The following is a 25,134-nucleotide window of genomic DNA, read 5'->3' as shown; positions in this document are numbered from 1 at the left end:
TGATCCCCGACGGAACTCGACCGTCGGCTAAGCGCGACGGCGCGCGATGTGTCGGTCATGGCTATCCAGAATGATCGTGACGGGCCCCTCGTTCACCAGCTCGACCTCCATCGCGGCTCCAAACTCGCCGTGGCTCACCGGCACGCCCAGCGCCTCGAGGGCCGCGCCAAACTCCTGCACCAGCGGCTCGGCAATTTCCGGCGCGGCCGCGCCGGTGAAGCTTGGACGACGGCCCTTGCGCGTTTCGGCGATCAGGGTGAACTGCGACACCACCAGCACGGCGCCGGCCGTGTCCAGCACCGAGCGATTCATGCGCCGGTCCGCGTCCGGCATGATGCGCAGATTGGCGACCTTTTCCGCGAGATAGCGAACGTCGTCGGGACCGTCGCCCTCCGCCGCGCCGACCAATGCCAGGAGTCCCGGACCAATGGCCGCCACCTCGCGGCCGCCCACGGACACACGGGCTCGCGAAACTCGTTGGATGACGACGCGCATGGAGATCGCGCCTCAATCGGACGCGGCGCCCTTCGCCGGCTCGGCCTTCGCGTCGGACTTGGCCGCCGCCGTCTCCTTCGCAGGGGCCTCTTTGGTCGCCCCATCCTTGGTCGGCTTGTCCGCCGCGTCCTTGCCGGCGTCGCCGGCCTCGGCCGGGGCCTTGCCGTCGTCCTTGAACTTGTTCTTTTCGTCGCTGGAGCGGCTGTCGGTGGCGTACCACCCCTCGCCCTTGAAGATGATGCCGGCCGCGTGAAAGACCTTGCGCAAACGGCCCTGACACTCCGGACACTGGGTCGCCGGCTCGTCGCTGAACTTCTGCACCAGGTCGAAATTGTGGCCGCACGCGGTGCATTCGTATTCGTAGGTCGGCACGCGGCAGGGCTCCTTGAGGAAAGCTTGGGCCGCCACTGGTTACCGGCACGCGGCGGCGCAAGCGGGATTATACGAACGCGTCGGATTGCCCCAGCGATCCTCGGCATCTCCCGATGCATGCCGCGGCCATATTGACTGGGACCTTTGGGACCGACCGAGCCGCCGCCTGCCGCCTCGTTGTACGCTCCAATTGGCGCGTTTCACACCGATCACGGAAAAGGGCGAGTGCTAGGATTGGCCGCCAGGGGAAGCCGTTGCGGGGCGTTGCATATGCGGTGTCCGGAGTGCAGCCATCAGAACACTGAGGGCGCCTGGCTGTGCATCAACTGCGGCGAGAAGCTGCCTCGACCCGAGACGACCGAAACCGATCTGAGTTCCGAGACGGCCACTCCCGACGAGTCCGGCCGCTTCGCACCGAAGATCAGCGAGAATCTGCGCCGGCTGCGTGAGCAGACGGAGCGCGAGCGAGCCGCGTCGGAGCCTCGCACGCGCAAAGCTGCTCCGAGCTCGCCGTCTTCCACGCTGCTGGGGTTGTCGTTGCCGGTGTGGGCCGCCGTGGCGATCCTCATCATCGCCTTCGTCATCGTCGTCTCGAACCTGCAGTAGCGTCCCGCGGCCCCCTTCTCGAGTCACTTCGCCGGCGCATCGCCGCCGAGGGTCCGATCTCGTTCGCGGAATTCATGGCGGCGTCCCTCTACGACGAACTCCACGGCTTCTACAGTCGCGCGCCGTCGCGGTCCGGCGACTACTTCACCAGCGTCACCGTGCACCCGCAACTCTTCGGCACCCTCCTGGCGCGGCACCTCGACGACGTGTGGACGGCGCTTGGAAAGCCTCGGCCATTTCGGGTGGTGGAGCTTGGCTGCGGTGACGGCACGCTGGCTCGCCAGCTTGCGTCGGCCGCCCAGGAGCACCCTTGGCGCGAGCACCTCGCCTACGTGGGTGTCGAGCGCTCCGCCCAAGCACGGGCGCGGGCCCGGACACAGGTTCCGACGGCTGCCTTCGTGGCGTCGTTGGACGCCATTGACGCCGGCCCGGCCGCCGCATTCATCAGCAACGAGCTCTTCGACGCCCTGCCCGTGCGGCTGCTGCAACGCAACCGCGGCCATTGGGTCGAGCTGCGCGTGGGCCTGAGCGACCATCTCCTGACCTTGGAGCCTTTTCCGGTGGACGGCGCCTCCACAGACTATGCGTTGCGCTACGGCCAAGGCACTCCCGACGGCGGAGTCATCGAGATGCGCAAAGGGGTGTCCGACGTCTACGCAAACGTCCGTCGTATCGCCGCACAATGGGTCATGACCAGCATCGACTACGGAGGTCTCGCGGCCGACGTGCACGGCCCGCGATTCAGCCAGGGAACGATGCTGGCCTACCGCCAGCACCGCGCCTCGGAGGACCTGTTGGCCGATCCGGGCGCATCGGACCTGACGGCGCACGTAAACTTCTCCGAACTCATCGACGCGGGAGCACGCGCCGGCGCGACGGCGGCGCTCTTGGGCACGCAGGGAGATTTCCTCACGGCACTGGGAATCGGCGAGCATCTGCCGGCGGTGCAGCGCCGTCTGAACGTTTCGGTCGCGGACTATGCGCGAGAGCGGGAAGCCGTCTTTCAGCTCGTTTCCCCCACGGACCTTGGAAGATTTCGTGTGCTGGTGCAGGCTCGCGACGCAGTGATCGACGGATTGCGTGGACTGGGGACACCCGCAGCCACGCCACAGCCCGCCACCGGGAAGGACGACGGATGACGACACGGACCGAAACGGACCCCCTGGGCGATCTGGAGGTTCCCGCCGACGCGCTCTACGGCGTGCAGACGCAGCGCGCGGTTGAGAATTTCGACATCAGCGGCATCGGACCGCACCCGGCGTTCATTTGGGCGACGGTGGTGATCAAGAAGGCCGCGGCCATCGCCCACAAGCGCACCGGCCGGCTAGAGGCGAATCTGGCGGACGTCATCGTCCAGGCCGCGGATGAAGTGCTGGCGGACGGGCTGCACCAGGATCAGTTCGTCGTCGACGTCTTCCAGGCCGGGGCCGGGACCTCGCACAACATGAACGCGAACGAGCTGCTCGCCAACCGCGCCAACGAGCTCCTGGGCGGCGAACGCGGCGCCTACGCGCCGGTGCACCCCAACGACCACGTAAATATGGCCCAGTCGACCAACGACATCATTCCCACCGCCATCGCCCTGGCCGCGCTCAAGCTGCTGCAGGACCTTTACGTTTCGCTGGACGGCCTGGCGGACGCGTTCGACGAGAAGGCGCGCGACTGGGACGGGATCGTGAAGTCGGGCCGCACGCACCTGCAAGACGCGACGCCGGTGCGCCTGGGCCAGGAGTTCGGCGCCTACGCGGAGGCCATCCGGCGCGACGCGGCCTTCATCCGCGACGCCGAAGCCCAGGTGCAGGAACTCAGTCTCGGCGGCACCGCTGTCGGCAGCGGCTTGAACGCGGAGCCCGAATACCAGGCCGAAGTCATCGACGTCATCGCCGAGGTCACGGGGCTCGACGTGCGCCGTGCCGACAATCTCTTCTACTCGATGCAGAGCATGGCGCGGTTCGCCATGCTGTCCGGGGCGCTGCGCGCGCTGGCCATCGACCTGAGTCGCATCGCCAACGATTTCCGGCTGCTGGCGTCGGGTCCCCGGACGGGCATCTCCGAGCTGCGGCTGCCGGCGCTGCAACCGGGGTCGTCGATCATGCCTGGCAAGGTCAACCCGGTCATGGCCGAGTGCCTGAACATGGTCTGCTTCCACGTGTTCGGCAACGACGCCGCCGTCCAATGGGCCGCGGAGGCCGGGCAACTCGAGCTCAACGTGATGATGCCCTGCATTGCCTACAACCTGTGCCAGTCCATCGAGGTCTTGACCAACGCGACGCGGGCGTTCGATACCCGTGCGGTTCGCGGGCTGGAGGTCGACGATCGCATGCTGCGTTTCTGGCTGGAGCGGAACACCATGCTGGCGACCGCCCTCGCGCCGCGCATCGGCTATGCGGCGGCGGCGGAGATCGCCAAGGAGGCCGTCGCGACGGGCGAGGGCGTGCCGGAGGTCGCGGCGCGGCTCACAGACATCCCGCCCGACGAGCTGTCGGCGGCGCTGGACCCCACCCCCATGACCGAAGCCGGCGTGCGCGCCGGCGGCGGCGGAGGCGGCTAGCGGCCGTCCGCCACGCCGGCTGGCAACAGCCTGCCGCGGACAAGCCGGCTCCAGACGCCCGCCCCACGCGCGGACCGGGATTGGCCGATCTCCCGGCGCCCGCGAAATTCATTCCAAAATTGTGGCGGCGAACGCCGCATACCGTGGTACTGTTTGCGAAGTGTCGGGTTCCGCGTGGAACCTGCAACGTTAGATTCTTGGCTGCGACCGCGGAGTGTGCGGCGGGCAAAGTTGGCGGATCAGGCGAGCGTCGCATGAGTTCCGCGGAAGGTTTGACTGAATGAATATCTTTGTAGGCAATTTGCCGTTCATGACGACCGATGACGAGCTCCATGAGCTCTTCGCACGGTACGGCGAGATCACCCGAGCCACGGTGATCAAGGACCGCGTGACTGGAAAGTCGCGTGGGTTTGGTTTCGTCGAGATGATGGACGATGAAATGGCACGCCAGGCGATCGAGGCTCTCAATGGGTCCGATTTGCAGGGCCGGGCCCTGACGGTCAACGAGGCGCGTCCGCGCGAGTCGCGCCCGCGTAGCGGTGGCGGTGGCTACGGCGGCGGTGGTGGCGGCTACGGCGGCGGAGGCGGTGGCGGCGGCTACGGCGGCGGCGGTGGCGGCTACGGCGGCGGAGGCGGCGGGCGCTACTAGACCTCCGACGGCCGGCACGGAAGCATTGCTTCCGCGCTTAGCTCTTCAGGATCTCTCGCAGACTCGCAGCGACGATCGTTAGATCGTCTTCGCTGAGCGTGTTCGTCTGGAACGCGAGTTCCACGCCTTCTACTCGCGCCCAGATCGGCGGGTGACTGTCACTTAGGGCTGCGGCTACGCTTTCGGCCGTGTGCGCGCTTCCCGAGTCGAAGGTGACGACGGCCCGCCCAAAGTCGGCGTCCACCCGCGCCGTCATGTCCGGCACACCGGCGAGTTGCTCGACCAGGGCCTGGGCGCGAGCGGTGCTGCTGTCGCGGACGGCTTCGTAACCGCCGCTGCGCCACTCGCGCAGCGCTTCGATCACGGCGACGGCTTCCGCTCGATCCAGCTTGAAGCCGCGGCCGAACGCGTTGCCGCCGTGCAGCTCGAAGCCAATGAAGCCATGCAACGCCGCGGCTTGGACCAGGTCGCGGCGGCCGCACAGTAGGCCGGTGGAGTTCGGCGCGCCGAAATACTTCGCCCCAAAGCCGATCAGGTCGGCGCCGGTGCTCACGGTCTCGTTCATGAGCTGCGGGGGGCTGACGCTGCCGGCGGCGTCCACGATCACCGGAATCCCGCGCGCGTGCGCCATCGGGATCGCCTCGGACATGAGAACGCTGCCGCCCCGGCCGTCGTACGACGCCACGAAGAACGCGGCCGCCGTGTCGTCCGTGAGCGAAGCCTCGAAGTCCCGCGGCTCGACCACCACAAGCTGCGCCCCCGCCACGCTTGGCATGCGGTCGTATTCATTGCGCTGGGGTGCCTGGATCACCACCTTGTTGCGCATGCCGGTCGTGTCGGGAAGCTGGGCGATGAGCTCCTGGTCGTCGCCGGCCATGCACGCGGCGGTGCCCAGCACCATGGCCGCCGCGCAGCCGGAGGTCGGGTAGGCCGCTTCGCAGCCCAGGATCTCCGCCACCAACTCGCCCACGCGCGTCAGCAGCGCGTCCAAATCGACGAACGACGCATTGGCGGACTCCATGGCGGCCAGCACGCGCGGAGAGAGGCGTGACCCGCCGAGCACGGTCTGATTGCCGCGGGCGTTGACTACCCGCTCCAGCCCCAAATCGGCATAAACATCGGCTGTCACAGAGTCGTCAGGCGCCATTGCGGCTCGATTCGAGCGGTTCGTCGGCCACTGGCGATGGTAGGCGATTGCGGGGAGGCGTGACACCGCGCGCCTGACGGCGGATCATTGGGAGCCGCCGCCCGCCGAGAGGAACTCGGAGCCATGCCCACCCCCTCCGGCGGCAGACCGGCCGTGCGGTCGATGCGCGGCATGGTGGCGTCGGCGCACCCGCTGGCAACCGTCGCCGGCGTGCGGATGCTCATGGCCGGCGGCAACGCCTTTGACGCCGCCGTGGCCACGGCGGCGGCGCTGGGCGTGGCGGAGCCCTACATGTCCGGCCTCGCCGGCATGGGCGTGGCCTGCTGCTACGTGGCCGATGAACGGCGCGTCCGCGCGCTCGACTTCGTGCCGCCGGTGCCGCGCCGTCTCGAGACGGGCGCGCGGGTTGGGAAGGACTTGGTAAACGCCGCTCAGACGGCGGGCACGCCCGGCAACCTGGCCGGCTGGTGGGAGTTGCTGAGCCGGTACGGCAGCAAGTCGCCGGCCGAGGTGCTGCAGCCCGCCATCGAGCTTGCCCGAGAGGGCTACCCGCTGTCGCCGTTCGCCATTGAGTTCCTCGAAGTCTGCATCGAGCGCCACGCCGCCCAATCGGAGTGGCTGGACGCATTTACCCCCGACCGCACGGTGCCGCCCGCTGGATCGGTGCTGCGGCAACCCGACCTGGCGGCGACGCTGGAGCAGATTGCCGCCGACGGACCGGGCGCCCTCTACGACGGCCCCCTTGGTGCGGCGCTGGCGCGGCACGTGCAGTCGCAAGACGGTTGGATCGGCGAGGACGACCTGCGCGACGTGAAGCCCCGCTGGACCGAGCCTCTGTCCACACCGTTCAAGGGCGCGCAGGTGCACACGCCGCCGCCAACCAGCGAAGGCATCCAGATGCTGCTCACGCTGCGCATCCTGGAGAGCGATCTGGAGTCGGGCGACGGGCCGGCGAATCTGGACGCGCTGGTGAAGGCGATCCGGGCGGCCGCCACTGCCCGAATCCGGCACACGAACGCGCCGCGCGATGAGCTGATGGCCTTGCTCACCGACGACGCCGTTGCGCGCATGCGCGTTGAGGCTGCAACCGCCCTTGCAAGCCGCACCAGCAATCGGGGCGAGGTCCACCCGCCGCAGCACACCACGGCCCTGGCAACCGGCGACGCCGAGGAAAACTTGGTCTGCTTGACGCAGAGCCTGGGCGGCAAGTTTGGCTCCGGATTGGTCGTGCCCGGCACGGGCATCGTGCTGAACAACCTGCTGGAGTGGGGCGACCGCGACCCGGCCAGCCCGAACCATTTGTCTGGCGGCCGGCCGCTGTCCCTGCCTATCGCGCCGACCATCGTCACCCGCACCGGCGAGCCGCGGCTGGCCCTCGGCACGCCGGGGAGCTACACGATCTGCCAGGCGCAGGCCCAAGTCCTGGTCGGCATGCTGGCCTTTGGCCGTGACGTGCAAACGGCGATCGAGGCGCCGCGCCTCCATGCCCACGACGGCGACCTAGTGCGGATCGAATCTCGTGCACGGCCGGAGGCGGTCGAAGCGCTGCGCGCATGCGGCCACCGCATGGAAACGATTGAGGCGTTCGACCAAGCAATGGGCGGCATGCAAGGCGTCGCGCGGTCCGCGGCCGGGTGGCTGGAAGGCGGCGCCGATCCGCGGCGCGAGGGCTACGCCCTCGGCGTGTGAGGTCTAGGAATCTACTGAATCAATCCCTTCCCCCTGGAAGGGGGAAGGCTAGGATGGGGGTCAGCGGCTGGCGTTCCCGATTGTGCCGTTCGGCCGCGCATCGGGAATGGCCAACGACGGTGCTATCGCGCGGAGTTGTTCAGACCCTCCCTAGCCCTACCCGTGGCCGTGGTTGTGGGCGGACTCGGCGTAGTGCTCGGCCAGCACGTCACCGCCAAAGTCGTTGGTGAAGTCGCGCCACACCGAGTGAACGTGGTTCGCGCCGTCCTGGGTGTTGTCATATTCGATCAGAAAGGTTGAGCCCACCACGGCGTAGTAGTGGCCGTGTCCCGGCTCCTGGGGGCCAGCCCAGGCGAACGTGACGGCGTCCAGCCCGGCGCGTTCGATGTCGCGCCACGCGTTGGCGGCCATCTCACCGGCCGAGCGGTCGACGTAGTGCCGGATGAGCCGCACGAGCTGCTCGCGCGACGCCTGGGCCATGTCGCCCAGGGCAAGCCCTTGGGGCGCCATGCCGGGCTGAATCGCGCGGTAGTTCTTGGTGAGGATGTCGTCGGGCGCCTGCGGATCCACCACGGCGACGCGGCGCTGGTCGGGCGTGAGCTGCGCGAGCAGGCCCCGCGCCAGGTCCTCTTCCGCCGACAGAATGCGCAGGCCCTTCTCGGGACCGTGGCGCACTTCGGCCGGGTTGGCGCCGAAGAAGAGCGGCACGCACGCCAGGTGCGCCTCCGCCACCACGGTGATGTGGGTCAAGAGGTGATGGCCGCACACGCGCCAGGCCCAGCGGTCGTCGCCGGGTTGGCCGAACACGCTGAGGTGGTACTCCTCCGGATCGCGGAGCCACCGCACGTGTAGGCCCTGTATGCGCTCCCACTCGTCCAGGATGGTCTCCAGCGCCATGATCTGCTGGGCCTGGCGCCAGCCGCGCGGGCTCAGCCCCGTGGCCACCAGGTCCAGGGCCGCGGTCCGCTGATCCGGCTGCATGGCATTGAGCGACAGGCCGTTCCTCGGCACCGGCGTGTAGTGCCAGACAAAGCGCTCGTCCCCGACGAACGGGAACATGGCCTCCGCCCGTTGCGCCGCGCCGAGCGATTCCAGGAAGTCCCGCGCCGCCGCCGTCATCGCCGACGCCGCCTGCGGCGCATAGGCCGTGACGGCCGCCGCGGTCATAGCTCGGCGGCGGGAACCACTGGACGGCCCTGGCGGACTTCGGCCAGCACCCGCGCCATTTCGATCGCCGCCAGCGCCGCGTCGCCGCCGCGATTCCCGGCGCGCGATCCGCTGCGATCCACGGCCTGCGCCAGCGTCTCGGCCGTCACGACGCCGTAGATCACGGGCGTTCCGGTATCCAGCGCGGCGCGAGCGATGCCCCGGGCCGATTCCTGGGCCACGTGGTCGTAGTGGGTCGTCTCGCCTCGAACAATGCACCCTAGGCACACCACCACGTCCACGTCGCGCGAGGCAATGAGCTCGCGCGCCGTGATCGGCAGCTCCATGGCCCCGGGCACCCAGGCGACGATCACGTCCTCGTCGGCCACGCCGTGCCGGCGCAGCTCACGTTGGCAGGCGCGGAGCAGGTGCGTGGTGAAGAACTCATTGAACCGGGCGGCGACGATGCCCACCGAAAGCCCCGCGCCGTCGAGTCGCGGCTCGATGACTTCGCCGTCGGTCAGCGCCGAGTCTTGATCAGACGCCATGGCCCATTCGCTGTCGTTTGGTTTCCAGGTACCGCTGATTATGCTCCCCCGGCTCGACGGTGAGCGGAATCTGTTCGACCACGTGTAGCCCGTAAGCGCGGAATCCCTCCGTTTTCTTGGGATTGTTGGTGAGAAGGCGCAGCTCGCGCAGGCCAAGGTCGCGCAGAATCTGGGCGCCGACGCCGTAGTCGCGCAGGTCCACGGCGAATCCGAGATGGTGGTTGGCTTCGACGGTGTCCAGGCCGTCGTCCTGCAGTTGATAGGCATGCAGCTTGTTGGCGAGCCCGATCCCGCGTCCCTCCTGGCGCATGTAGAGCACGACGCCGCGGCCCTCGGCCTCGATGCGCCGCGTGGCGGCGGCGAGCTGGTCGCCGCAGTCGCACCGCAGCGAGCCGAACGCGTCGCCGGTGAGGCACTCGGAATGCACCCGCACCAGCGGCGGGCTTCCCCCGGCGACGGCGCCCTTGATCAAGGCCACGTGGTCCTCGTTCGTCGTGGTGTCGCGAAAGGCGATCGCGCGAAAGGTCCCGCCGGCCATCGGCAGCGCCGCTTCCGCGCCGCGAATCACCACGCGCTCGTTGAGCCGGCGATGGCGCACGATCTCGCTGATCGCGATCGAGGGGATGTCGTGGCCTTCGAGGAGCTTTACGGCATCTTCCGGACGAGCGGCGCGACCCTCGGACGTGTGCAGCGCGGTGAGCACCGCCACCGGCGGCAACTCCGCCAGGCGCGCCAGATCGATGGCGGCTTCCGTGTGGCCGAAGCGCCGCAGCACCCCGCCGCTGCGCCCGCGAAGCGGCGCCACGTGGCCCGGCTTGCGAAACGCCGCCGCGTCGCGTGACGCATCGGCCAGGGCGCGGATGGTGCCCACCACGCCCGGCAGCGAGCCGGGCTGCGGCGCCTGGTCGGCAAGATCCACGGTAACGGTGAATGCGGCCGAGCGAGCGACGGGATTGGCCTCCGTCTCGATCATGAGCGGGATGCCCAGCGCGTCGAGCCGCTCCGGCGCCACGGGCGTGTGCAGTTGGCCGGTAGTGAGGGCGCGAATCTCGGCCAGCTTCGCCTCGGTCAGGGTCGAGCCGGCGGCCACGAGGTCCACGTCCGGCGGATCGCGGCCGTCGTCCACCACCGCAGCGATCCCGCCTGCGGCGATGTGGTCGATCACGGCCTCGATCTCGGTCCCGGTCATTCCTCAGTCTCCACGTCCAGGAGTCCCGACGCCTGGAGCTGCGCGCGGCTCAGCGCGGCCTCCGGCGGCATCGCGGACATGGCGCGCTCCACGTACTTTGCCAGCACGTCCACCTCGAGGTTAGCGCGATATCCGACCTTCGCCGCCCCCAGGGTCACCAGCTTGCGGGTGTGGGGAATCAGCGTCACGCGGAATTCCTCGGCCGACGCATCGACCACCGTGAGGCTCACGCCGTCGAGGGCGACAAAGCCCTTGGGGACGACCTGCGCCGCGTGCTCGGGCGGCAGGCTGAAGGTCACCATCTCGCCGGCGCCGTCCGGCTCGCGCTTGGTGACGGTGCAGGTGGCATCCACGTGTCCCTGCACGATGTGTCCGCCGAAGCGGCCGTCGGCTGGCAAGGAGCGCTCCACGTTCACGACGTCGCCAATCTCGAGCGAGCCCAGATTCGTGCGGCGCAGTGTTTCCGGCACGACCTCGACGGTCATCCGCTCGTCCTCGACCTGCACCGCCGTGAGGCATACGCCGTTGAGCGCCACGCTGTCGCCGATGGCCACGCCCTCGCCGAGCACCGGCGCGGCGACGACGAGGCGGTGCACGGATCCGCTGGTGTCAATCTCGACCACTTTGCCCATCGCCTCGACGATGCCGGTGAACATGGCTCAGCCGCCCTCGGCTGCTGGTCGCCGACCTTGCAGCATGATGTCCGGTCCTAGCTGCCGCACGCGGGGCTCGACGAGCGTCCGCGGCGGGAAGCGGCTCGCCTCGGGCGGGGGTTCCAGCGCCGGGACGCCGGGACCCATCACGCGCGGCGCGATGAACACCACGACTTCGTCGAACAGGTCGGCGGCGACGAGCGCGCCGAGCAGGCGCGATCCGCCTTCCACCAGTACGTGGGCCAAGCCGCGCGTGCCCAAGGTCTTCAGCGCATCGGCAAGGTCGACCCGGCCCTCCGGTCCGCCGGCGACCCGCACGACCTCGACTCCGGCACGTTCAAGTCGAGCGCGGTCGGCGGCGGACTCGCGCGCGGTCATGACCACGGTCGACCCGACCTCGCCGAGCATGCGCGCGTCGGATGCCAGCGAACCCGCCGAGTCGAGGACCACGCGCAGCGGTTGGCGTCCATCGGCCGGCGCGGGCCGCACCGTGAGCCGCGGGTCGTCGATGCGCGCGGTGGCCGCTCCCACGATCACCGCGTCCACGCGGTCCCGCAGGCGGTGCGCCTCGGCCCTGGCCTCGACGCTGGTAATCGGTTCGCCGCCGCGCGGGCCGGCGATCTTGCCGTCGAGCGTCATCGCCCATTTTGCCGTGACGAACGGGCGGCCGCGCGTCACCAGGGTCGCAAACGGCGCGATGAGCGCCTCGGCCTCGCGGTCGAGCAGCCCGACGTCCGTGGCGATGCCGTTGGCCGCCAACGCTTCCAGGCCGCCTCCCGAAACGTGGGGATTCGGGTCGCGCGCGCCGACGACCACGCGGGCGATCCCCGCACGCTGGATGGCTTGCGTGCAGGGCGGAGTTCGCCCCACGTGATTGCAGGGCTCCAGCGTCACGACGAGCGTGCCGCCCCGGGCCCGCTCGCCCGCCGCGGCGAGCGCGTTCACCTCGGCGTGCGGTCCGCCGGGCGGAGCGGTCGCCCCCTCGCCCACCACGCGGTCGCCCTGCACGACCACCGCGCCCACGGGCGGCAGGGGGCTGGTGCGCCCCCGCGCGGCGCGCGCAAGGGCGACGGCCCGGCGCATGGCCCTCGCCAGGGTTTGCTGGTCAGTGCCGGGCGGCGTGTGAGTGCGAGTCATGGTCACCGACGAGATTTCCCCCTGCGAGAGTCCCTTGCTAAGCCCTCCGCCATGCCCACGAAAGGAGTCGCTGCGTGAATCCTCCAGCGTCAGTTGGCGAGCGGGCCCGATCCCCTCTCCCTTGATGGGAGAGGGCTAGGGTGAGGGTGAACCGATGCTTGGCGGCGGCATGTCAGCCAATTATGCAAGGGTCTCCGAAAGCGGGAGTCCGGTCTGGTCGAATCTGGAGGCGTGGTGTGCGCCTGGCGCAGATGAGGCTCCCTGATCCGCCTCGCCGAGACCTCAAGGCAACTATAGACGCGGCTCACGGTGATCTTGGACACATGCCCGCCGGAGGCTCGTGTGGGACATTGCCGCTGCGTCACGTCAGCGCCGCGCCACATCGATGCCAGACCAAGCCCCAGCCCCGCAAGCCGCCGCGATCTTCGACTTCAATGGCACCCTCGTCACCGGCGAGGTGTGGCAGGCCATCGAGTCGTGGATGGGCGGACGCAGCGCGTGGAGACGTCGCAAGGCGCGGATGATCGCGCGCCAGTTGCCCGTCATCCTCGCGAGTAAGGTCGGCCTGGTGAGCGCGGATTTCATGGTGCGGTGCTGGATGCCGGCCGCGTGGGCGACAGTGCGTGGGATGGACGAGCGGGAGCTCGCCGCCCTCGTGCAGCATGCGTGGGAAACCGCCTTCCGTCCGTCCATGCGCGAGCGGGTGGCCGAGATGGTGCGCCAGCACAAGGCTGATGGCTATTGCACCGCGCTTGTGTCCGCCACCTACGAGCCGTTCCTGGCGCCCGTGCAAGAGGCGCTGGGATTCGACGTGGTGGTTGGAACCCGAGTGGAAGTTTCCGCAGGCCAGGTCACGGGTCGGGTGATTGGCGACACGGTGACGGGCGCGGAGAAAGTGCGGCGAGTCATGGCCATGGATCAGGACGCCGAGCGGCCGATTGACCTCGCGCGCAGCCTGGCCTACGCCGATACGGAGCGCGATCTCGACCTGCTGCAACTCGTCGGCCACCCCGTGGCGGTGTGGCCCAACGCGCGTCTCGAATTGATTGCTCGGCGCCGAAAGTGGCCGATCCTGCGCGACGCAGGCTAGCCAATGGCCAAGCATCCGGTCTGGGGACTCACCGGCAACATCGGCGCGGGCAAGTCGACGGTGGGCGCGATGCTGCGGGCGCTTGGCGCGCGGGTGATTGACTCCGATGCGACGGTTCGCACGCTGCTGGAGTCGGATGCGGCAGTGATGCGAGAGGTGCGCGCCGCGTTTCCGGCGGCGCGGCGGGCCGACGGCGGCATCGACCGCGCCGCCGTGGCGCGGGAGGTGTTCGCGGATCGGGAACAACTCACGCTGCTGCAGGATCTGCTGTATCCGGCCGTCGGCGAGGTGACCGACGCCCTATTGGCTGAAGCTACCGACGCGCCCGCCACGTTCATCGAAGCCATCAACGTGGTCGAGGGTCCTTCCGGCGGTCGGTTGGACGGGCTCTGGCTCGTCGAGGCCGATTCGGAGTTGCTGGTCGAGCGCGTCGTCGCCAGCGGACGTCTCTCAGCCGATCAGATTCGGGCCCGCCTGGCGATGCAGGCTGATCCTGATGAGAAGGCCGAGGCGTTTCGGGGACTCCGTCCTGAGCGGCCCATCGTGCGCCTCGACAACAACGGCTCGCCGGAGGAGCTGCGGACGCAGGTGACCGCCCGCTGGAACGACCTGCTGGCCGGCTAGTCGCGACCGATTTCGCTGGGGGAGTTTTCGGGCTGGGTTTCCTCAGAGAGGCGGCTGCGCCATTTGCCCCGCATATAGAACAGCGACAGGATTTCCTGCGGCGATAGTCCCTTGTCGGTCAGATCGCGGACTTCGCGGCGGATTCGATCGGATCGTTCGCGGGTGTCTTCCTGCCCCATCCTGTGGAACTCCCAAGCCTTATCGGCGGCACAGCCGGCGCGGCCCGATATTAAGGCGGCGCGCCGAGCGCCAGCAAATGCCGTGCGCCCTGCGAGCCGCTCGCTCGAGATGGATGAATTCGGCCTAGTCCGACCACCCCAGCACGCGCGTCACGGCATCGAGGTCGGGGGGCGTCGTGATCGGCTCGTCGGACTCGCGCAGGGCGGTGTCCGGGTCTTTCAGTCCGGACCCGGTGAGCACGCACACGACGCGCTCCGGTGAGGCGGGGCCGCCCGCCCGCCGTTGCAGCAAGCCCGCCACCCCGGCGGCCGAGGCGGGCTCGACGAACACGCCCATCTCCTGCGCGAGCAGTCGATAGGCCTCGGCGATCGCCGGCTCGGGCACGGCTTCGATCGATCCGTCGGAGGCATCGCGCGCTGCCGCCGCCTCGTCCCAGTTGGCCGGATTGCCGATGCGGATGGCCGACGCCTGGGTGACCGGGTCGTCGATGGGATGCCCAAGCACCATCGGCGCCGCGCCCTCGGCCTGGAATCCTCGGAGCACCGGGGTCTTCGTCGCCCGCCCGGCCTCCCGGTAGCCAACGAACCCACGCCAATAGGCGGCGATGTTTCCGGCATTGCCCACCGGCAAATACAGCTCATCCGGCGCATCGCCCAGCGCGTCCACGATCTCGAACGCCGCCGTCTTTTGTCCCTCCAGCCGGTGGGGGTTGACCGAGTTGACGAGCTCCACACCGTCGCGTTCGGCCAGCCGGCGCACGATGGTCAGCGCGTGATCGAACGTACCGGTCACGGCCACGACCCGCGCGCCGAACATCCGGGTCTGCGCCATCTTTCCCGATGCGGTGGAGTCGTGCGGCACCACGCACACCGTCGTCACGCCGGCGCGGGCCCCGTAGGCGGCGGCCGACGCGGCGGTGTTTCCGGTGGAGGCGCAGATGAGTGCGCGCGCCTTGGCCTCCAGCGCCTTGGCCACGGCAACGACCATGCCCCGGTCCTTGAAGGACCCGGTGGGGTTGCAGCCTTCGAGCTTGAGCCAAACCTCGCGGATGCCGGTTCGGGCCTCCAGGACCGGCGCGCGCACCAGCGGGGTGCCGCCCTCGCCGATGGTCAGGTCCGGGGCGGCGCCCGCAAACGGCAGGAACTCGAGGTAGCGTTCAATGACGCCCGCCGGGACGCTGAGCGTCATTCGAGCAGGTCTTCGATCCGGATCACGCTGGCGACTTCCGGCACCACATCCAGCTCGGTGATGCGCTTGATGGCCGGCCGCCAGTCGGCTTCCCGGGCGTCGTGGGTGAGCAGCACCAGCTCGGCGCGCCGGGCGTCGGGGTCGACTTCCTTCTGCAGCACCGAAGCGATGCTGATGGCGTGCTCGCCGCAGATGGCCGCGATGCGCGCCAGCACTCCGGGACGGTCCTTGACCCAGAGACGCAGGTAGTAGCGCGAGAGCACCTCTTCGATGGGAAGCACGCGCACCGGCCGGTCCAGGAGCACGGGTATCCGGTTGTGCGCCGCCCGTCGGATGTTGTGCCCGAGGTCGATGAGGTCGGAGACAATGGCGCTGGACGTGGGCTCGGGACCGGCGCCGCGGCCCATGAACATTGCGCGTCCCACCAGATCGCCCGAGATGCGCACCGCGTTGTAGACGCCCTCGACCTGTCCCAGGAGAAAGTCGCGCTGCACCAGCGCGGGATGGACGCGGGCTTCGATCGTGTCGCCGCGTCGCTTGGCGATGGCCAGCAGCTTGATGCTGTAGCCCAGCTCCGCGGCATAGGTGAAGTCGGCCTGGGTGATCTGCGTTATGCCTTCCCGAAAGACATCTTCCGGCGCGACGCGACTTCTGAATGCGAGCGTCGCCAGAATGGCCAGCTTGAATGCCGTGTCGTGACCCTCGACGTCGTTGGTCGGGTCCGGCTCGGCATAGCCCAACTGCTGCGCCTCGGCCAGCGCGTCGGTGTAGCCCTGACCGTGCTCGGACATCTGGGAAAGGATGTAGTTGGTGGTGCCATTGAGAATGGCGTGGACTTCCTCGATCTCGTTGGCCGCCAGGTCCTGCCGGAACGGGCCGATGAGCGGGATGCCGCCGCCGACGCTGGCCTCGAAGTAGAGATCGAGTCCGCGGTCGGCGGCAAGCTGCAAGAGATCGACCCCGTGGGCGGCCATGACCTCCTTGTTGGCCGTGACGACGTGCTTGCCGGCTTCGAGCGCGCGGCGCAGGTATTGCTGCGCGGGCTCGACGCCGCCCAGGACTTCAACGATGACGTCGACCTTGGGATCGTCGATCACGGACGCCGCGTCGGTGGTCAGGCGATCGGCGGGAATCGAGGCGTCGCGCGGCTTGTTTGGATCGCGCACGAGCGCGCGCTGCACGGTGATCGGGCGGCCGAGCTGCCGCTCGAGCATGGCGGCGCGCGCGTGAACGTGGCGCGCGACCGCCGAGCCGACGTTGCCAACGCCGAGGAGGCCAAGTCCTATCCCGCTGGACATTCGTGGCTCACCCTGGCCCGCAGCACCCCGACGGGAGGCGGCAGGGGCAGAATACCCGCCGCTCGCAGTGATGCGTGGGCTATGGGCTCCCGGGCGACCGATTCCCCGGGCGGCGACCGGCGCCGTTGGGGGCCAGGCGATGGGCGAAGCGCAGGCCCACGTCGTTCGAGGGGTAGTACTGCTCGTCATAGCCCGTGAGCACGAATCCCGACGCCTGGAGCGTGCGAATGGCGGGGAAATTCCGGGCCTGGACGGTGGCGCAGAGGGCGCGGCGACCGCTGGCGCGAGCCGCCTCGACCGCCGCCCGCGCCAGACGTGCACCCAGGCCGCCCCTGCGGGCGCGCTGGCGAACCGCCAACATCCATAGCGTGTCCACGGCGCGCGGCCCGTCGGGCACGACGAGGGCGAAGCCATCGACGCCGCCACCGGCCTCGGCCACGATCAGGGATCCCCGCTCCGGTTGCGGCGGATCGGCCGACCCACCCCACAGCGGATCGCGCAGGGTGATGGTGCGGGGAAGACGCACTTGCACGAAGCCGACCATTGACACGTCGGCCTGGGCGCTTGTCTGCAGCTGCCACACATGGTCGGTCTCGAAAGACACGTCCATGGCCCAGCACGCCGCCCAATCGGAGGCCGTGCCGGGTCGCACGACGACGCGCGGGCCGGAATCGCGGGTGCGGGCGGGACGACGCAACGTGGCGTACTCGGGCTGCGGCGGGGGGCGGGCGTTGTCGGCGGCCACGGTCCCCCAGGTCGCAACGGCACAGATGCGGATGGCCGATGGTACCCGGTGCCTCGGCCTCGACCTACCAATGTCAATTCATCCCGCCGATGTCATTTCGAGCGAAGCGAGAAATCTAAGCGGCGGGGAACACGCACTACGCCTTGAGATTCAGCACGGCGTGCGGCATGACGATTCCGTGGCGACTCGAAGCGATCGACGGCCGTAAGCGCGTCTAGGCCCCACTCCGCCCGCGCAATTCGGTGGACGAGATGTCAACTCCAACCTCCGAGCCGGGAATGGCCTCGAACATGTCGGCAGCCGACGGCGGCGCCTGCAGGTCGTCGAGCCGGAGGAGCCTGTCGCCCACGCGCCGCTCGGCCACGTGAAAGCGGGTGCCGAGCTCGCGCAGCTCCGCCAAGGCCTGCGCCAGCCCCTCCGCGCCGCCGTAGTAGTGGGGCTCGAGGATGCGGGCGGCGGTATCCGCCCCCACCGCGAACGCCGTGCCGGGCAGCAGCCGGGCCTTTTCGACGAAGGTTGGAGCGCGCGTGAGCACCACCGGCGCTCGACCGCGAAACTGCACCAGCCGCGCATTGAGCTCGGCGGCTGAGAGTGGCGGCTTGTCCACATTCGTGATGGAGATTTCGTAGGCCGCGACGCCGGTCGAACGGCGGCGCGCGGCTTCGAGCAGCGCGGCGTGGCCTTCGTGCAGCGGGTTGAACGACCCGGGCAGGACAATCCCTGGCAACGGTCCGCCCGCGCGTGTGCCGCCAGTCGTGTCGACCGTGGCCCAGGGCTGCTCACCGCCCGCGATGATGTCGCACGGATGGGCCAGTGGCACCGTGTCGATGCACAGGCGTTCATCCGAGTCAGGGGCGGCATCTACGTCGCTGCCGGCCATGGCCTCTGCCAGGGCGCCGAGAATGACATGCTCGGCAACCGCCTCCTCTTTCGCGCGCGTGCGGGCGTTTTTGCGCAGCCGAACCGTCGCTTCCCAGCACTGAAAGCCATCGACGACGGCGACGTGGACACGGTGTGAGCCATTGCGCGCACGGTCGGTGACCAGGGCGGCGGTAGCGCCCAGCCCGAGCACCGGTACATGGGACGTCTCACGCAGCCGCAGCGCCCGCTGATACACGGCCTGCGCCAGCTCGCGCGAGGTCTCTGCCGAGCAGCGCGACGCCGGCTCCGCCCCAAGCAACTCCGTCAGCGCGCGACGACCGTATGGCACCTGCGCCTCCAGCACGGTGCGCGAGGCGCCGGGACGCGTCAGCAGGCGTGGGATGACGCCCGAACCCCCGCCGGTGATCGCCAGCGCCACCATGGCTCGCGACGATCGAATCGCAGCGACGGCCGCCTCCACCGCAGCGTCCGTGCTAGCCGAGGTCCACGTAGACGCGGCCATCGGCGACGCGAGCGGGATAGGTCCTCACGCGGGCACGGTCGGGAAAGTGCAGTGAGCGGCCCGTGCAGAGGTCGTATTGCCAGCCGTGCCAGGGACAGCGAAGCACGCGTGAATCCGGGTCGAGAATGAAGGGAGCTCCGGCCGCGGCGGCGGTGACGTGATGTCCCAGCGTGCCGTTGGACAGCCGCGCGCCCTGGTGGGCGCAGGTGTCGCGCAGGGCGTAGACCTCGTCACCCCAGCGGACCACGACGACGGCGTGGCGTCCGATTTGCACGCGGCGCGCGCAGCGCACACCGAAATCGGCGAGCGCCCCGACGTCATGCGCGGTCGAAGTCATAAAACGCCGCCGCGTTGCCGGACATGATGCCCTCGCGCATGTCGTCCGGAACGATGGACGGCACCGCCCGGTCGGGCGCGTCGAAGTCCCAGTGCGGGTAGTCGGTGGCGAACATCAGGAAATCGTCGCGCCCGATCATGTCCATGATCTGCAGCAGGTGGCGCGGGTCGTCCGGCTCCTCCATCGGCTGCGTGGTTGCCCGGAAGTGCTCCCGGATGTACTCGCTGGGCAGCTTCTTGAGCCAGGGGACCTCGTCCCGCAGCCCCTTGTAGTTCTTGTCGAAGCGCCACATCAGCGCCGGCAGCCAGGCAAAACCGCCCTCGACCAGCGCCACCCGCAGATCGGGGAAGCTCTCGAACACGCCCTCGGCCACAAGGCTGAGCACCTGGGCCTCGAAGGCCTGCGGCATGCCCGTGTGGTCCTCGATGTAGAACGACGGCCAGCCCGTGGCGGTGATGGGCCCGGGGTTGCCCCCGAAGTGAATCCCCAGCGGCAGGCCCATGTCGCTGGCCGCGGCGAGGATGGGGCGATACCGCCGCCGGCCATAGGGCTCGACGGCGCGGACGATCAGGAGCACCTGCACGAATCGCGGGTCCCGACCGGCGCGGCGGATCTCGGCGGCGGCCGCGTCGGGGTCCTCGACGTTGACGACAATCGATCCACGCCAGCGGGGGTCGTGGTCCAGCCAGCGCGCGGCCGTCAGTTCGTTCACCGCGCGCGAGAGGTCGTTGGCGAAATCGAGGTTGCGCAACGACGACGCGACATACAGCGGATTCAGAATGGCGGCGTCGATGCCCCAGCCGTCCAGGAGCTGGTCGCGGGCGAAATCCGGGTCGCCGCCGGGCAAGCAGCCGCTGGGCGGGAAAGAGTCGCGGCGCGCCGCATTCTCATAGAGGCGCGGGTAGATATTGCCTCCCGGCGCCTCGAATCCCGATTGCTCGATGTAGGCATGCCAGCGCGTCGCCAGGAACGGCAGCAGCTCGTCGATGGAGTTGACGTAGTTGTGGACGTCGGCGTCGATGAGCTTGAGTTGCGTCTTGGCTTCGGATTCAGTGCGGGCGTCGGCTTCCGGTAGCGTGGTGGTGACCATGGCGGGCCTCCTTGGACCCGATGGTGAGCGCGGGCGGGCCGGTCGTCAAGGCTCGAAGCGTGCCGATCGCGTTTTCCCAAAGTTGGCGGCGCAGGCGGGCGCCCACAAGGGGCGCCCCTACACCTAGGGAATCTCTGAATAAACCCCTGAAGCGCGCCCCAAGCCGTTCGTGGTGAGCTTGTCAAACCATGAACGGCCCTTCGACAAGCTCAGGGCGAACGGATCGGGACCGATTCGATGGGCTTTTTCAGAGCATTCCTAGCGTCTGCGGGCGGTCAGTGCGGGCGAACTACCGGCGGTCGGCTAGGCCAGACCGTAAATCTCGCCGTATTTGCGGGACAGGTGGTCCATGATGGCGTCGACGCCGATTGGAGCGTCGGTGACCTGTTGCACGAGTTCGGAAGCCGTAAACACGCGACCATGGCCGTAGATCGAGTGCCGCAGCCAGTCGTGCAGCGTCGTCAGGTCGCCGTGGCGGATGCGTTCGGGCAGGTCCGGCAGCGCTCGTCGAGCAGCGGCGAAGACCTGGGCGCTGATGAGGTTGCCCAGCGTGTAGCCCTGAAACGCCCCGCCGATCGTGCCGTGGAACCAGTGCACGTCCTGCAGCACGCCGTCGCGGTCGTCCGGCGGCTCGACGCCTAGGTCGCTGGAGTAGCGCGCGCGCCAGGCCTCCGGCAGGTCGCGCACGTCCAGCCGCCCGTCGAGCAGCTCCAACTCCAGGTCGAATCGCAGCATCACGTGCAGGTTGTAGGTGACTTCGTCGGCGTCCGTGCGAATCAGCGACGGCTGCACGTAGTTGATCGCGGGATAGAACTCATCCAGCGGCACCGATCCCAATTGGTCCGGAAACGTCGCCTGCAAGTGCGCGTACTGCCCTTCCCAGAAGTCCAGGCCGCGCCCCACGAAGTTCTCCCAGAGCCGCGACTGGCTCTCGTGCATGCCGTTGGAGGCGCCGTCGCCGAGCGGCGTGCCCTCGAACGCTGGATCCACGCCCAGCTCGTAGAGCGCGTGGCCGGCCTCGTGCATGGCGCTGAAGAGATGCTCGCCGAGGAAATGCTCGTCGGCCCGCACGGTGATGCGCACGTCGTCCGACGCGAAGGTGGTCATGAACGGATGCGCCGTGTCGTCGATGCGGCCGCGGTCGAAGTCGAAGCCCATCAGCGCGACCACGCGGCGGGCGAATTCGCGCTGGTTGCCGATGGGAAAGTGCTGGCGGACCGGGGAGTCGTCGTTCCCACCCGCGGCGGCGATCTGCCGCAGCAGGGGAACCAGCCGCGCGCGCAGCGCCGCGAACAAGGCCGAAATCTCGGAGGCGGTCATGCCCGGGTCCTGGCGGTCGATCAGCGGGTCGGCGACGTGCTCCACGTTTGGCGTGAAGTTCGACAGCTCCCGGCTGAGATCCAGCGTGCGCTCGAGCACGGGCCGGACGGCGGAAAAGTCGTCGGCGGGCCGCGCCTTGATCCAGGCGGCATAGGAGGCCGCCGCATGCTCTTCGAGCGCGGCGGCGAAGTCGGCCGGCACGCGTACGTCGCGCTCGTAGTCGCGCCGCGTGACGCGGATCAAGGCGGCGTCGGGATGCTCCGGCGGCAAGCCGTCCGCATATGGTTGCAAGTCGTCGAGCAACGAGCCGATGGCGGCGTCCGTGAACGCGGCGTGCGCCAGCCGTTCGAGCGTGGCGATCTGCCGCCCGCGGGATGCCGCGCCCTTCGGCGGCATGTAGGTGGTCTGGTCCCAGTGCAGCACCGCCGCCGCCGCGCGCAGGTCGCCGACCTCACGCAGCCGGAGGCGCAGCTCGTCAAGCCTGGGGGTCATGAGTGCTCCACTTCGTCATTTGGTCGCAATGAGGCGTTTGCATCAGCCTGAAGGGGCGGGTCTCAGACCCGCCCGACGCCAAGCATCCGGTGCGCTTCGAGGTTCGACCGGACTGGATTCCGGCCTTCGCCGGAATGACGGAGGGGATATGTACCGGTCTCGTCACGGGGCCGGGGCGTCGGGCACGGGCCTGGCGGCGGGCGAAAACGTACGGGCGATCGCTGGCCACGGGCCGTCAAACATCACTTCCGCCGTGAACGGATCGGTGACGCAGATCGACACCGCGCCGGCCTTCAGCGCCGCCGTCTCGTCGTCATCGGTGCCGGGGCCGTCGAAGATCCTGCCGTATTCCACGCGGACGGTGATCCGATTGCCCTCGACGATCGGCTCTTCCGTGGGCCGCAGACCCTCGAACAGCGTGAACCGCGCCGGCCGCGTGAGCCAAACCGGCTCAGTGGCCGCGAACCTTTCGGGCGTGTTGATGTTGACCAGCAGCGGCTGTTTCAGGACGCCATGCGCATTGGCCGCGGCGACGAAGCGCGCCACGGCGGCGGCGATGGCCCGCTTGTCCTCCGGCGATTGCGGCGTGTGGGATACGGCGATGCCGGTGAACCCGCGATCGAGCGCCACGCGCGCCGCGCCCATGGTTCCCGAGCTCACATAGCCCTGCACGCCCGTGTTCCAGCCGGGATTGATGCCGGACACGATCACGTCCGGCTCGCGATCGAAGCCGATGGCGCATCCCAAAGCCGCCAGGTTGGCCGGCGAAGCGTCCGCCGTGTATCCGGGAACACTCGTGCGGATGCCCTCCGGCGGCCCCGCGCGCTGCAAATGGAACTCGGGCGTGAGCGCGACGGACATTCCGGCGCCGCTGTAGTTGCGATCCGGCGAGTAGACGCGCACCTCGCCCAGGGGCTCCAGCGCCTCCGCCAGCGCCCACAGTCCCCGATCCTGGATGCCGTCGTCGTTCACGACCAGGATTCTCATATGCGGGTCCAAGGGTTTGCCCACGCTGCCGGGCGCACAATAGCCGAACCGTCACGGCGCAGGGGCACCAAGTCGCTCCCCGCCGCTCCTAGGCCGGACTCGACGCTTCGCCGCGAAGCAGTTGGAGGTCGCAGAGCCGACGGTAGTGGTCGCTGCGCTCGTAGAGCTCATTGTGCCGCCCGGCGTCCCGCACGCGCCCGCCGTCGAGGAAGACGATGCGGTCGGCTTGACGCACCGTCGCGAGTCGGTGCGCGATCACGAGCGTGGTGCGCCCCGCGGACGCCCGCTCGAGTCCTTGCTGCACCAGCCACTCGGACTCGGCGTCCAGCGACGACGTGGCCTCATCCAGCACCAGGATGCGCGGATCGCCGACGATGGCGCGGGCAATGGCGATGCGCTGTACCTGTCCACCCGACAGCCTCACGCCACGCTCGCCGATGTTGGTGTCGTAGCCGTGCTCCAGGGCGGTGATGAAGTCGTCGGCGTTGGCCAGCACCGCGGCCCGGCGGACGTCGGCCTCGGTGACCATTTCGCGCCCAAGCGAGATGTTTTCCGAGACCGATCCGTCGAATAGCGTGGCGTCCTGAAACACCACGCCAATGCTCTGACGCACCGCTGCCGCACTGGCGTCGCGAATGTCCTGCCCGTCGATGGCAATTTGACCGGCGCGCGGTTCGTAGAACTTGAGCATCAGGCTGATCAGTGTCGACTTGCCCGCCCCACTCGGTCCGACCAAGGCCACCCGCTCACCGGGTGAGGCGGCAAACGACACCTGGCGCAGCACGTCTTCTTCGCCGTAGGAAAACTCGACACTCTCGACCTGGAGTTCGCCGCGCGATACCGCCAACGAACGTCCGGCCTCGTCGTCGAGCTCTCGCGGCGTGTCCAGGAACCCGAACACCCGACGGGCGGTGCCGAGCACGACCTGGATCTGGACGAAGTCGTTCAACGTGTTCCGCACCGGCCCGCCGACTTGCAGCAGATACTGGCCGGAGGCCACCAGGAACCCGACCGCCACCGTCCCGGCGACGACCGCGTCGGCCAGAAACGCCCAGATCGCGATTAACGCTGTCCAGTAGGCCAGGTGCGACATCTGCCCCAGGCTCTCGAGCAGCGCGACCCGAACGCGCGCTCGCCACAAGCCCCGGGTCTCGGTATCGAGCCGTTCGCCTGCCCACCCCTGCCGGTTGAAGGCTTTCACGTCGCGGGCGCCGCCGACCAGCTCTGTCATCACCGCCGAAAGGCGCCCCATCGCGCTCTGCACTCGCGCGCCGGCCGCCTGCGTCCGCCCCCTGACGCGCGTCGCCATCAGCGCGTGAATCGGCAGCGTCGCCACGGCGATAAGCCCGAGCCGCCAGTCGATGGCGAACATGATGACCAGGTACCCGGGCATCCGCAGCGCCTGCGCGAACAGCACCGACCCGGCGTGCAGGTAGACGGTTGAGATCACGGCCGCGTCGGCTGTCAGATGCGACACGATTTCGCCCGTTCGCCTTCCGCGCAGATGGCCGATGGGAATGCGTTGCGCCTGTCGCAGGACGTCCTGGCGCATCCGGGACATCGCGCCCTCGGCCGCCCGCGTGTGGGCCCAATGCCCGAACACGGCGGCAATTCCGAGCCCGACGCCGCAGCCGGCGATCCCGAGCAGCGTGGGAATCAACAGGCCACGGTCCTGCTTGCCGAAGACATCGTCGATGAGGACGTGCAGCAGCCACGGGCGCGTGATCATCACGGCGGAGTTCCCGGCGGTCACCGCCGCGGCAATCGCGAAGTCGAGGCGCGACCCGCGCAGATACGCCCACAGGCGCGAGGCGATCGCCCAATCGGACAACGCTCGCGGCGCGTCCATGCTCGGCGCCGAGGCGCTCAGCGGTTGTACCCCCTGCTAGGCATCGTTCGCTCGCGCCTCGGTGATCGGTTGCATCTGCCGGTCGCACAGCTCGCGGTAGAGCCCGCAACGTTCGTAAAGCTTGTCGTGCCGTCCTACGTCCAGCACGCGGCCCGCGTCGAGCACGACGACCTGGTCCGCCTGGTGCACGGTGGACAGCCGGTGGGCGATCACCAGCGTCGTCCGCCCCTCGCGCGCGCGTTCCAAGCCCCGCAACACCAAGTGCTCCGCTTCGGCGTCGAGCGCGGAGGTGGCCTCGTCCAGCACTAGCACGCGCGGATCGCCCGCAATGGCGCGCGCGACGGCGATGCGCTGGGCCTGGCCGCCCG

26 protein-coding genes are annotated in these 25,134 nt (G+C 69.1%); 7 read left to right on the top strand and 19 right to left on the bottom strand.

From position 1 onward, the window contains the following. Window positions 1–27: 27 nt before the first annotated feature. Together dtd and OXG33_03100 are read right to left on the bottom strand one after the other, a co-directional pair. Window positions 28–495 carry a D-aminoacyl-tRNA deacylase gene (dtd, locus tag OXG33_03105; protein MCY4112915.1) on the bottom strand — a complete coding sequence of 156 codons (468 nt, stop codon included), beginning with the start codon at window positions 493–495 and terminating at the stop codon, window positions 28–30. Between the two features lie 12 nt (window positions 496–507). Continuing rightward, window positions 508–867, bottom strand: a complete 360-nt coding sequence (locus OXG33_03100) for an FmdB family transcriptional regulator (GenBank protein MCY4112914.1) — start codon at window positions 865–867, stop codon at window positions 508–510. A gap of 270 nt (window positions 868–1,137) precedes the next feature. Between OXG33_03100 and OXG33_03095 the strand changes: the two genes are divergently transcribed. The 4 genes from OXG33_03095 (at window position 1,138) to OXG33_03080 (ending at window position 4,673) form a co-directional block, all read left to right on the top strand. Next, window positions 1,138–1,473 carry a zinc ribbon domain-containing protein gene (locus OXG33_03095; protein MCY4112913.1) on the top strand — a complete coding sequence of 112 codons (336 nt, stop codon included), beginning with the start codon at window positions 1,138–1,140 and terminating at the stop codon, window positions 1,471–1,473. A gap of 74 nt (window positions 1,474–1,547) precedes the next feature. Beyond that, on the top strand, window positions 1,548–2,612 hold the full coding sequence (locus OXG33_03090) for an SAM-dependent methyltransferase (protein MCY4112912.1): 1,065 nt from the start codon (window positions 1,548–1,550) through the stop codon (window positions 2,610–2,612). Continuing rightward, window positions 2,609–4,024 (top strand): aspartate ammonia-lyase, encoded by a 1,416-nt coding sequence (locus tag OXG33_03085; GenBank protein ID MCY4112911.1) that lies wholly within the window; start codon window positions 2,609–2,611, stop codon window positions 4,022–4,024. The genes OXG33_03090 and OXG33_03085 overlap by 4 nt, the downstream gene beginning before the upstream one ends. A gap of 280 nt (window positions 4,025–4,304) precedes the next feature. Then, entirely contained in the window at window positions 4,305–4,673 is a 369-nt protein-coding gene (locus OXG33_03080; GenBank protein ID MCY4112910.1) for an RNA-binding protein, read from the top strand. 37 nt (window positions 4,674–4,710) lie between these two features. On the opposite strand, the gene OXG33_03075 is transcribed toward OXG33_03080, so the two are convergent. Beyond that, a complete protein-coding gene (locus OXG33_03075) occupies window positions 4,711–5,802 on the bottom strand; it encodes an aminotransferase class V-fold PLP-dependent enzyme (GenBank protein MCY4112909.1) in 1,092 nt (363 codons plus the stop codon). Between the two features lie 141 nt (window positions 5,803–5,943). Between OXG33_03075 and OXG33_03070 the strand changes: the two genes are divergently transcribed. Beyond that, the gene (locus tag OXG33_03070) at window positions 5,944–7,509 is read left to right on the top strand and encodes a gamma-glutamyltransferase (protein ID MCY4112908.1); all 1,566 of its coding nucleotides are present in this window, start codon (window positions 5,944–5,946) and stop codon (window positions 7,507–7,509) included. Between the two features lie 156 nt (window positions 7,510–7,665). On the opposite strand, the gene OXG33_03065 is transcribed toward OXG33_03070, so the two are convergent. Genes OXG33_03065 through ribD form a run of 5 tightly spaced genes read right to left on the bottom strand, consistent with a single transcriptional unit; the run spans window position 7,666 to window position 12,128 of the window. Beyond that, window positions 7,666–8,676 carry a DUF3500 domain-containing protein gene (locus OXG33_03065; GenBank protein ID MCY4112907.1) on the bottom strand — a complete coding sequence of 337 codons (1,011 nt, stop codon included), beginning with the start codon at window positions 8,674–8,676 and terminating at the stop codon, window positions 7,666–7,668. Further along, entirely contained in the window at window positions 8,673–9,203 is a 531-nt protein-coding gene (ribH, locus tag OXG33_03060) for a 6,7-dimethyl-8-ribityllumazine synthase (GenBank protein MCY4112906.1), read from the bottom strand. The genes OXG33_03065 and ribH overlap by 4 nt, the downstream gene beginning before the upstream one ends. Continuing rightward, window positions 9,193–10,392 (bottom strand): GTP cyclohydrolase II, encoded by a 1,200-nt coding sequence (ribA, locus tag OXG33_03055; protein MCY4112905.1) that lies wholly within the window; start codon window positions 10,390–10,392, stop codon window positions 9,193–9,195. The genes ribH and ribA overlap by 11 nt, the downstream gene beginning before the upstream one ends. Then, entirely contained in the window at window positions 10,389–11,048 is a 660-nt protein-coding gene (locus OXG33_03050) for a riboflavin synthase (GenBank protein ID MCY4112904.1), read from the bottom strand. The genes ribA and OXG33_03050 overlap by 4 nt, the downstream gene beginning before the upstream one ends. 3 nt (window positions 11,049–11,051) lie before the next feature. Further along, window positions 11,052–12,128, bottom strand: coding sequence for a bifunctional diaminohydroxyphosphoribosylaminopyrimidine deaminase/5-amino-6-(5-phosphoribosylamino)uracil reductase RibD (ribD, locus tag OXG33_03045; GenBank protein MCY4112903.1), 1,077 nt, complete (start codon window positions 12,126–12,128; stop codon window positions 11,052–11,054). Between the two features lie 439 nt (window positions 12,129–12,567). Here ribD and OXG33_03040 point away from each other — a divergent pair, with 439 nt between their 5' ends. Then, the gene (locus tag OXG33_03040; protein MCY4112902.1) at window positions 12,568–13,272 is read left to right on the top strand and encodes an HAD-IB family hydrolase; all 705 of its coding nucleotides are present in this window, start codon (window positions 12,568–12,570) and stop codon (window positions 13,270–13,272) included. A gap of 3 nt (window positions 13,273–13,275) precedes the next feature. Continuing rightward, on the top strand, window positions 13,276–13,896 hold the full coding sequence (gene coaE / locus OXG33_03035; protein ID MCY4112901.1) for a dephospho-CoA kinase: 621 nt from the start codon (window positions 13,276–13,278) through the stop codon (window positions 13,894–13,896). Here the strand turns inward: coaE and OXG33_03030 are convergent. From OXG33_03030 to OXG33_02980, 11 genes are all read right to left on the bottom strand, one after another. Continuing rightward, on the bottom strand, window positions 13,893–14,075 hold the full coding sequence (locus OXG33_03030; protein MCY4112900.1) for a hypothetical protein: 183 nt from the start codon (window positions 14,073–14,075) through the stop codon (window positions 13,893–13,895). The two genes, coaE and OXG33_03030, sit on opposite strands and share 4 nt — an antisense overlap. A gap of 124 nt (window positions 14,076–14,199) precedes the next feature. After that, a complete protein-coding gene (gene thrC / locus OXG33_03025) occupies window positions 14,200–15,264 on the bottom strand; it encodes a threonine synthase (protein ID MCY4112899.1) in 1,065 nt (354 codons plus the stop codon). Then, window positions 15,261–16,562, bottom strand: coding sequence for a homoserine dehydrogenase (locus OXG33_03020; GenBank protein ID MCY4112898.1), 1,302 nt, complete (start codon window positions 16,560–16,562; stop codon window positions 15,261–15,263). The genes thrC and OXG33_03020 overlap by 4 nt, the downstream gene beginning before the upstream one ends. A gap of 79 nt (window positions 16,563–16,641) precedes the next feature. Beyond that, a complete protein-coding gene (locus OXG33_03015) occupies window positions 16,642–17,307 on the bottom strand; it encodes a GNAT family N-acetyltransferase (GenBank protein MCY4112897.1) in 666 nt (221 codons plus the stop codon). Window positions 17,308–17,521: 214 nt separating this feature from the next. Then, a complete protein-coding gene (locus OXG33_03010) occupies window positions 17,522–18,649 on the bottom strand; it encodes a hypothetical protein (GenBank protein ID MCY4112896.1) in 1,128 nt (375 codons plus the stop codon). A 13-nt stretch (window positions 18,650–18,662) separates the two neighbouring features. Next, the gene (locus tag OXG33_03005) at window positions 18,663–19,028 is read right to left on the bottom strand and encodes a Rieske 2Fe-2S domain-containing protein (protein ID MCY4112895.1); all 366 of its coding nucleotides are present in this window, start codon (window positions 19,026–19,028) and stop codon (window positions 18,663–18,665) included. Then, window positions 19,009–20,118 (bottom strand): amidohydrolase family protein, encoded by a 1,110-nt coding sequence (locus OXG33_03000; protein MCY4112894.1) that lies wholly within the window; start codon window positions 20,116–20,118, stop codon window positions 19,009–19,011. Before OXG33_03000 ends, OXG33_03005 begins: the two co-directional genes overlap by 20 nt. Window positions 20,119–20,421: 303 nt before the next feature. After that, the gene (locus tag OXG33_02995) at window positions 20,422–21,930 is read right to left on the bottom strand and encodes a carboxypeptidase M32 (protein ID MCY4112893.1); all 1,509 of its coding nucleotides are present in this window, start codon (window positions 21,928–21,930) and stop codon (window positions 20,422–20,424) included. Between the two features lie 162 nt (window positions 21,931–22,092). Next, window positions 22,093–22,917, bottom strand: a complete 825-nt coding sequence (locus OXG33_02990; protein MCY4112892.1) for a hypothetical protein — start codon at window positions 22,915–22,917, stop codon at window positions 22,093–22,095. An 88-nt stretch (window positions 22,918–23,005) separates the two neighbouring features. Next, the gene (locus OXG33_02985) at window positions 23,006–24,766 is read right to left on the bottom strand and encodes an ABC transporter ATP-binding protein (protein MCY4112891.1); all 1,761 of its coding nucleotides are present in this window, start codon (window positions 24,764–24,766) and stop codon (window positions 23,006–23,008) included. A 36-nt stretch (window positions 24,767–24,802) separates the two neighbouring features. Next, on the bottom strand, window positions 24,803–25,134 hold a 332-nt coding region (locus tag OXG33_02980), incomplete at its 5' end, for an ATP-binding cassette domain-containing protein (GenBank protein ID MCY4112890.1).

Source organism: Chloroflexota bacterium (assembly GCA_026708035.1).
Classification (GTDB): domain Bacteria; phylum Chloroflexota; class UBA11872; order UBA11872; family UBA11872; genus JAJECS01.
The sequence above is the reverse complement of the archived record's forward strand: the minus strand, read 5'-3'. Positions and strand labels throughout refer to the sequence as shown.

What these genes read in the sequence shown, in the direction of transcription:
- dtd (MCY4112915.1), bottom strand. Translation starts at nt 495, where the DNA reads ATGCGCGTCGTCATCCAACGAGTTTCGCGAGCCCGTGTGTCCGTGGGC.
- OXG33_03095 (MCY4112913.1), top strand. Translation starts at nt 1,138, where the DNA reads ATGCGGTGTCCGGAGTGCAGCCATCAGAACACTGAGGGCGCCTGGCTG.
- OXG33_03090 (MCY4112912.1), top strand. Translation starts at nt 1,548, where the DNA reads ATGGCGGCGTCCCTCTACGACGAACTCCACGGCTTCTACAGTCGCGCG.
- OXG33_03085 (MCY4112911.1), top strand. Translation starts at nt 2,609, where the DNA reads ATGACGACACGGACCGAAACGGACCCCCTGGGCGATCTGGAGGTTCCC.
- OXG33_03080 (MCY4112910.1), top strand. Translation starts at nt 4,305, where the DNA reads ATGAATATCTTTGTAGGCAATTTGCCGTTCATGACGACCGATGACGAG.
- OXG33_03070 (MCY4112908.1), top strand. Translation starts at nt 5,944, where the DNA reads ATGCCCACCCCCTCCGGCGGCAGACCGGCCGTGCGGTCGATGCGCGGC.
- OXG33_03065 (MCY4112907.1), bottom strand. Translation starts at nt 8,676, where the DNA reads ATGACCGCGGCGGCCGTCACGGCCTATGCGCCGCAGGCGGCGTCGGCG.
- ribH (MCY4112906.1), bottom strand. Translation starts at nt 9,203, where the DNA reads ATGGCGTCTGATCAAGACTCGGCGCTGACCGACGGCGAAGTCATCGAG.
- ribA (MCY4112905.1), bottom strand. Translation starts at nt 10,392, where the DNA reads ATGACCGGGACCGAGATCGAGGCCGTGATCGACCACATCGCCGCAGGC.
- OXG33_03050 (MCY4112904.1), bottom strand. Translation starts at nt 11,048, where the DNA reads ATGTTCACCGGCATCGTCGAGGCGATGGGCAAAGTGGTCGAGATTGAC.
- ribD (MCY4112903.1), bottom strand. Translation starts at nt 12,128, where the DNA reads ATGCGCCGGGCCGTCGCCCTTGCGCGCGCCGCGCGGGGGCGCACCAGC.
- OXG33_03040 (MCY4112902.1), top strand. Translation starts at nt 12,568, where the DNA reads ATGCCAGACCAAGCCCCAGCCCCGCAAGCCGCCGCGATCTTCGACTTC.
- coaE (MCY4112901.1), top strand. Translation starts at nt 13,276, where the DNA reads ATGGCCAAGCATCCGGTCTGGGGACTCACCGGCAACATCGGCGCGGGC.
- OXG33_03030 (MCY4112900.1), bottom strand. Translation starts at nt 14,075, where the DNA reads ATGGGGCAGGAAGACACCCGCGAACGATCCGATCGAATCCGCCGCGAA.
- thrC (MCY4112899.1), bottom strand. Translation starts at nt 15,264, where the DNA reads ATGACGCTCAGCGTCCCGGCGGGCGTCATTGAACGCTACCTCGAGTTC.
- OXG33_03020 (MCY4112898.1), bottom strand. Translation starts at nt 16,562, where the DNA reads ATGTCCAGCGGGATAGGACTTGGCCTCCTCGGCGTTGGCAACGTCGGC.
- OXG33_03005 (MCY4112895.1), bottom strand. Translation starts at nt 19,028, where the DNA reads ATGACTTCGACCGCGCATGACGTCGGGGCGCTCGCCGATTTCGGTGTG.
- OXG33_03000 (MCY4112894.1), bottom strand. Translation starts at nt 20,118, where the DNA reads ATGGTCACCACCACGCTACCGGAAGCCGACGCCCGCACTGAATCCGAA.
- OXG33_02995 (MCY4112893.1), bottom strand. Translation starts at nt 21,930, where the DNA reads ATGACCCCCAGGCTTGACGAGCTGCGCCTCCGGCTGCGTGAGGTCGGC.
- OXG33_02990 (MCY4112892.1), bottom strand. Translation starts at nt 22,917, where the DNA reads ATGAGAATCCTGGTCGTGAACGACGACGGCATCCAGGATCGGGGACTG.
- OXG33_02985 (MCY4112891.1), bottom strand. Translation starts at nt 24,766, where the DNA reads ATGGACGCGCCGCGAGCGTTGTCCGATTGGGCGATCGCCTCGCGCCTG.